A 5256-nucleotide genomic window follows, 5' to 3' on the forward strand; every position below is an offset into this window, starting at 1 on the left:
CAATGAGACCGGTAATCGCCTTGTTCAGCTCGGCCAGGCTGAAGAAGCGGTGGTTGCGCAGGCGGGCAAGAACCCATCTCTGGACCACTTGAACTGCGACCTCCGCCTTAGCTTTATCACGGGGCTTTCTCGGCCGTGCTGGAAGCATCGCCGTCGCGTAGTGATTCACGAATTCCTGCGTCGTGCGTCCCAGACCCGGCTCGTAGCGGTCGGGCCGCGCAATCAGCGCGCGCGGGTTATCCGGGACGAGCAGGCTCGGTAATCAGCAGGTTCTGGTAATTCGAAGGAACGCAGCGGAATCCGCGCCGTTGCTGGCGTCAGGTTGCCGGTTCCTTCACATTATCGCGATGGTGCCATCCTATAGGTGCGACCAACCGCTTAAGGAGGCGCGCCATGTCCGATCAGCAAACAAAGCACGAAACGCTGCTCAGCAAACTTGAGCAACATCTGGTAGCCGAGCGATATTGTGTTCACATCCGCAATCGCTATCTGGCAGTCGCAGCAAACTTCCTCAGCTTTCTCGACAGGCGTCGAATTTGCGTTGACGCTACGCAGCCGTCACACATATTGGCGTACCTTCAATGTGAACTGCGGAGCTTCCGGCTCCGCCACGGTCATTCGCCCCTCTCCGCTCTGGGCTGGAGAGCCTCGCATGCCACCGGCATTCATCAATTACTGCGTTTAGCGATTGGCAAGTGGCCACCTGATCCGCCGACTTCCAGTGTAAATGCGAAGTTTGATCGCGCACTGTGCATGGAATACGGTCAATGGCTTCGGGAGTGGCGAGGGCTTGCAACCGAAACGGTCGACGGCCATCTTGCCGAAGCACAACGATTCCTGTGCCAGCATGGGCAGTGCAAAGGTGCCGACACGTTGATGCATATGACGATCACAGACATCGATGTCTACCTTCAAAGCCGTGTTTCGTCACTGCGTCGGGTATCACGTAAAGATATCGCATTACGGCTTCGCAGCTTCGTTCGCTATCTGTATGGATAGCGTCAAGCAGCATGTCCGGTTTACCGACAATCATCTTGGCCGGTCGGCCGAGGTAATTGCCGCGGGTCAGGTGGTCATGGTTGTCGCTGCTCCTTCGTTATTGTCGTTGGGTAATTTTTCATGTATCTGATCGCCGTCGTTACTGCGTAACGATGTGCCGGCGAAGTACGCACGCCACTGCGCCGAATCGAGTTCAATTCCCGCGAGGATGCGTTCATCTTCCGCAATGACCAGCCGCTCGATCAATGCCTGTTGCGTTACTGCGTAACGACGTGCCAGCCTGGCAAGTGCCAGGGAGGCACCGGTGTCGATCCAGACGCTCAGGCGTCGCTCACCGTTGCCGTCATTGCCTGCATGAGGGCGCCGGCCTCTGTACGCGGCTTGCCGTTGTGCAGCTGTCTTTGCCATTTTCTTCCCCTGTCTGATTTCGTTACGCGGTAACGGCGTCACGCACGCGTTACCGTGTAACGTTGCCGTAGGTCGCATCCAGCAGCCTTGGCCGGCCACCGGCAACCATCCGGCCGGTCAACGGCAGGAGTTGTCGTTGGTCAGGAGGTCATAGGGTTGTCGCGGCTCCTTCGTCATTGTTGTTGGGTAATTGACGCCGGCGGGCATTCTGTTTGTCGCTGGCTTTGCGGCGCCGGTAGCTTTCAACATTCAGCTCGAAGATCGTCGAGTGATGCACGAGCCGGTCGATGGCGGCGACCGTCATGCCGGGGTCCGGGAAGACGTTGTTCCAGCCGGAGAATGGCTGGTTGGCCGTGATCAGAAGACTTCGTCGCTCATACCGCTCGGCGATCAGCTCGAACAGCACGCTGGTTTCGGCCTGATCCTTCCTCACGTACGACAGATCATCGAGGATGATGAGATCGAAGCGATCGAGTTTGGCGAGTGCCGAAGGCAATTGCAGCGCCTGGCGTGCTGCCTGAAGCTTCTGCACCAGTTCGCTGGTACGCGTAGACAGGACCCGGTAGCCCGCATCGATCAGCGCGTGCCCGATGGCGCTTCCAAGATGACTTTTGCCCGCGCCAGGTGGCCCGAACAGGAGAATCGTGGCGCCTTGCTCGAGCCATGAATCGCCGGTGGCCAGTGCCATCACGTGCGCCTTCGAGACCATGGGGACGACGCCGAAGTCGAAGGTTGCGAGCGTCTTGGTCGGATCCAGTTGCGATTCGGCCCGATGACGTTCCAGCCTGCGTTTTGCCCGTTCAGCCAGTTCATGCTCGAACAGCACGCCGAGCAACTGCGAGGCTTGCCAGCCTTCCTTGTCCGAGCGTTGCGCGAAGTCCGACCACAGCCGGCCGATCGTTGGCAGACGCAATTCGTTGAGCATCAGCCCCATGCTGCCTGCGTCGTAAGCGGGTGCGTTCATGCCAGCACCTCCTCATCGAGCAACGTGTCGTAGAGCGAGGCGTCTGGCATCTCGACCACCACCACCGGACACTCGGCCTGGCGCGGTGCGAATTCGTCGAACAGCTTCTTCAGATCGGGCAGTTCACCGAGTTCGAGCAATGCATCGAGCCGTTCAGCCAGTTGCGCCTCGACGCCGTGGTTCCCGGCGAGCTCAAGCAGACCCACCATGGTCTTGCAGGCATTGCGTGGCGTCATATCCCGATCCAGTCGCTCCCAGGTCCGGCGACACGCTTCGCGTGGAAACAGCTCGTCACGGAACGCGAGCCCCCTGAAGGCCTGCGGCTTACGCTTGAGCGAGTCGATGAAGTGCCGGTAGTCGATGCCACGGCCGCGACTCTTGCTGGTGTGCGTGGCTCTCGCCGTGCTGTGCACGAGCGCGCCGGACAGGTAGCAATCGAGCCGGTCGCTGTAGACACGCACCTTCAGGCGATGGCCGATCAGCCGCGATGGCGCGCTGTACAGGACGCAGCGCACGGTGAAGGTGCCGCAGCGGGTCACGCGCGCCTCTTCCTCGGCAAAGTCGGTAGTGCGGTACTCAGGCAGATCCAGCAGGCATTCCCGCTCGACCTGGAACGCCGCGGCATTGCGCCGGTTCCGGCGCATCACGACGCCGCGCACAAACTCGTCGTAGGCCGCCCGGTCGGCGAAGTCGCGATGACCGCGTAATTCCAGAGCCTGATCGATCTGGTCCTTCAGGTAGCGATGCGAGGATTCAACGCTGCCGTTCTCGTTTTTATGGGCTCGAGCCCATAACCACGAGTATGGTGTGATAAAAAATATGTCGCGGTGGCTCTCAATGCCCCTGCATTGCCTATCGAGTTGACGTTTCCATGACGACATAATTTCAGGCTGATACTGATATTCCACTGATCATCAATGCGGGAATATCATGTTTGAGACTCTTTTTACGCGTCCGCATGTTCTTGCTGCCCACAATCTGGCGCCCTGTCTGGAATCGAGGAAGCGCTTCCTCGTACATTGTCCGGAACAGGGTTATCCGCCCAAGTCGATCCGGAAGATCGCCTGGATCCTGCTGGTTTTTTCACAGAGCATGGATCTGTCCCGCCCGGGGCAAATAACGCACGAGGAAATCGCGTTTGCGGTTGACCATCGGATTCGTCTCCTTCGAAGTGAGCGCACGAACGAGTCCCGCAGCTCGCGGCTTCTGTTCATTCATACCGCCACGGCCTGGCTGCGCTTCCTGGGGCTTCTGGAGGAATGGCATCCCACGAAAGAACCATTTGTTCGCTATGTCGAGCACTATGTCGATTTCATGCGCGACCAGCGAGGACTTTCCCCTGCTACGATTTCAAACTGTCGCGATCAGATCGGTCATTTTTTGGCAACGGTCTGTCGCCCTGACAAGGGACTCGATGCTCTCACTATCCACGATGTCGACGCCTATCTTGCGTACCAAAGCAACCATGGCTGGGCCAGAGCTTCGTTACACGCACTTGCGAGCACGCTCCGCAATTTCTTCCGGTACGTAGAAGGACAAGGGTGGGCTACCAACGTTGCGGCGGGCATTGAAGCACCAGTGGTGTATAGAGAGGAGGGTTTGCCGCTCGGGCCGAATTGGGAAGATGTGCAAAGATTCGTCGCCAGTTTTGCCGGCGACAGCACGATCGATCTACGCAACCGTGCGATGATAATGCTGCTGGTTATCTACGGACTGAGGCGCGGCGAGGTGGTGCGGCTCCGGCTGGAGGATATAGACTGGTGCGGCGAGATCCTTCATGTCAATCGTCCCAAGCAACGTTGCACACAGCAATATCCGCTGGTGGCAACCGTTGGAAACGCCATTCTGCGCTACCTGAAGGAAGCGCGTCCGCGAAGCGCCCATCGCGAGCTGTTTCTGTCGGTCGAGGCGCCGATCCGACCGCTATCACCCGGATGCGTAAGCGGCATTGTCCGCTCGCGTCTCGCGACGCTTGGCATCGATATCCCGCGGCGCGGCGCACATTGCCTGAGGCATGCCAATGCCCGGCATTTACTTGACGCTGGTTTTGCGCTGAAGGAGATCGGTGATCACCTCGGCCATCGCAGCGCTTCGTCGACGAGAACCTACGCAAAGGTTGACCTGACCGGACTGCGGTGTGTGGCCGAAATCGATCTGGGGAGTCTGCTATGAAGCTCTCCGAACTTGTCGCCCAATACGTGAGCCACAAACGGGCGTTGGGCATGCGCTTCGATTCCGAGGCGGCCACGCTTGCCTCATTCTGCCACCGGGTTGATGGCAACATTGATGTGGAGTCGGTCACGGTCGAACAGGTACAGGACTTCCTGACTGGCAACAGGCCGCTGACTAACCATTGGCGGAAGAGAAGGTCAGTACTTGACTGCCTGTTTCGTTTTGCCCTTTCGCGTGGGTATGCCACGGCTTCTCCGCTTCCTCGCTACAGTCCGAAATTGCCGCCACCGCTAACACCCTATATTTATTCCCAGGAAGAACTAAAGCGCCTGCTCGACACGGCATCAATGGTATGCAGTCCACACGTTCCGCTGGATGCATATGTTTTGCGCGCACTCATTCTGATTCTGTACGGCGCTTGCCTCCGGCATGGCGAAGCCTTGCGGTTGACCATGCAAGACGTCAATCTTGACGAAGCCGTCCTGCACGTCCGCGAGAGCAAATTTTTTAAGTCGAGGCTGGTTCCGCTTGGAGCAGATCTGAACGGTGCGATGGAACGTTACGCCCGGCAACGCAATCAGAAATTTGGGCAGGAACCAGACGGGCAATGTCCCACAGACAGTTGAAGGTTGGGACGGCGGGTGCGGCATAGATTATGCGACCTTGCGATCATGGTCAATGTTGGATTTCGAGGGCGAACGCTTCAGGGCGGC

The 5256-nt window shown here is 58.5% G+C and carries 5 protein-coding genes and 2 pseudogenes; 3 read left to right on the forward strand and 4 right to left on the reverse strand.

Going from position 1 to position 5256, the window contains the following annotated elements:
• Window positions 1-262 (reverse strand): annotated as a pseudogene (locus HV711_RS32720) (IS21 family transposase); the annotation flags it as partial.
• A 131-nt stretch (window positions 263-393) separates the two neighbouring features.
• Between HV711_RS32720 and HV711_RS32725 the strand changes: the two are divergent.
• Entirely contained in the window at window positions 394-999 is a 606-nt protein-coding gene (locus HV711_RS32725) for a hypothetical protein (protein WP_175145636.1), read from the forward strand.
• Window positions 1000-1065: 66 nt separating this feature from the next.
• Here HV711_RS32725 and HV711_RS32730 read toward each other — a convergent pair whose 3' ends face one another.
• From HV711_RS32730 to HV711_RS32740, 3 genes and pseudogenes are all read right to left on the reverse strand, one after another.
• Entirely contained in the window at window positions 1066-1407 is a 342-nt protein-coding gene (locus HV711_RS32730; RefSeq protein ID WP_244142800.1) for a hypothetical protein, read from the reverse strand.
• 148 nt (window positions 1408-1555) lie between these two features.
• Entirely contained in the window at window positions 1556-2371 is an 816-nt protein-coding gene (istB, locus tag HV711_RS32735) for an IS21-like element helper ATPase IstB (RefSeq protein WP_035486157.1), read from the reverse strand.
• Window positions 2368-3144: pseudogene (locus tag HV711_RS32740) on the reverse strand (Mu transposase domain-containing protein); the annotation flags it as partial. The gene istB and the pseudogene HV711_RS32740, both read right to left, overlap by 4 nt.
• Window positions 3145-3301: 157 nt before the next feature.
• Between HV711_RS32740 and HV711_RS32745 the strand changes: the two are divergent.
• Both HV711_RS32745 and HV711_RS32750 read left to right on the forward strand, forming a co-directional pair.
• Window positions 3302-4543 (forward strand): tyrosine-type recombinase/integrase, encoded by a 1242-nt coding sequence (locus HV711_RS32745; RefSeq protein WP_035486160.1) that lies wholly within the window; start codon window positions 3302-3304, stop codon window positions 4541-4543.
• Window positions 4540-5169, forward strand: coding sequence for a tyrosine-type recombinase/integrase (locus tag HV711_RS32750; RefSeq protein WP_051224846.1), 630 nt, complete (start codon window positions 4540-4542; stop codon window positions 5167-5169). Before HV711_RS32745 ends, HV711_RS32750 begins: the two co-directional genes overlap by 4 nt.
• Window positions 5170-5256: the final 87 nt, after the last annotated feature.

Source organism: Paraburkholderia phenoliruptrix (genome assembly GCF_902859825.1).
GTDB lineage: Bacteria > Pseudomonadota > Gammaproteobacteria > Burkholderiales > Burkholderiaceae > Paraburkholderia > Paraburkholderia phenoliruptrix.

What these genes read in the sequence shown, in the direction of transcription:
- HV711_RS32725 (WP_175145636.1), top strand. Translation starts at nt 394, where the DNA reads ATGTCCGATCAGCAAACAAAGCACGAAACGCTGCTCAGCAAACTTGAG.
- HV711_RS32730 (WP_244142800.1), bottom strand. Translation starts at nt 1,407, where the DNA reads ATGGCAAAGACAGCTGCACAACGGCAAGCCGCGTACAGAGGCCGGCGC.
- istB (WP_035486157.1), bottom strand. Translation starts at nt 2,371, where the DNA reads ATGAACGCACCCGCTTACGACGCAGGCAGCATGGGGCTGATGCTCAAC.
- HV711_RS32745 (WP_035486160.1), top strand. Translation starts at nt 3,302, where the DNA reads ATGTTTGAGACTCTTTTTACGCGTCCGCATGTTCTTGCTGCCCACAAT.
- HV711_RS32750 (WP_051224846.1), top strand. Translation starts at nt 4,540, where the DNA reads ATGAAGCTCTCCGAACTTGTCGCCCAATACGTGAGCCACAAACGGGCG.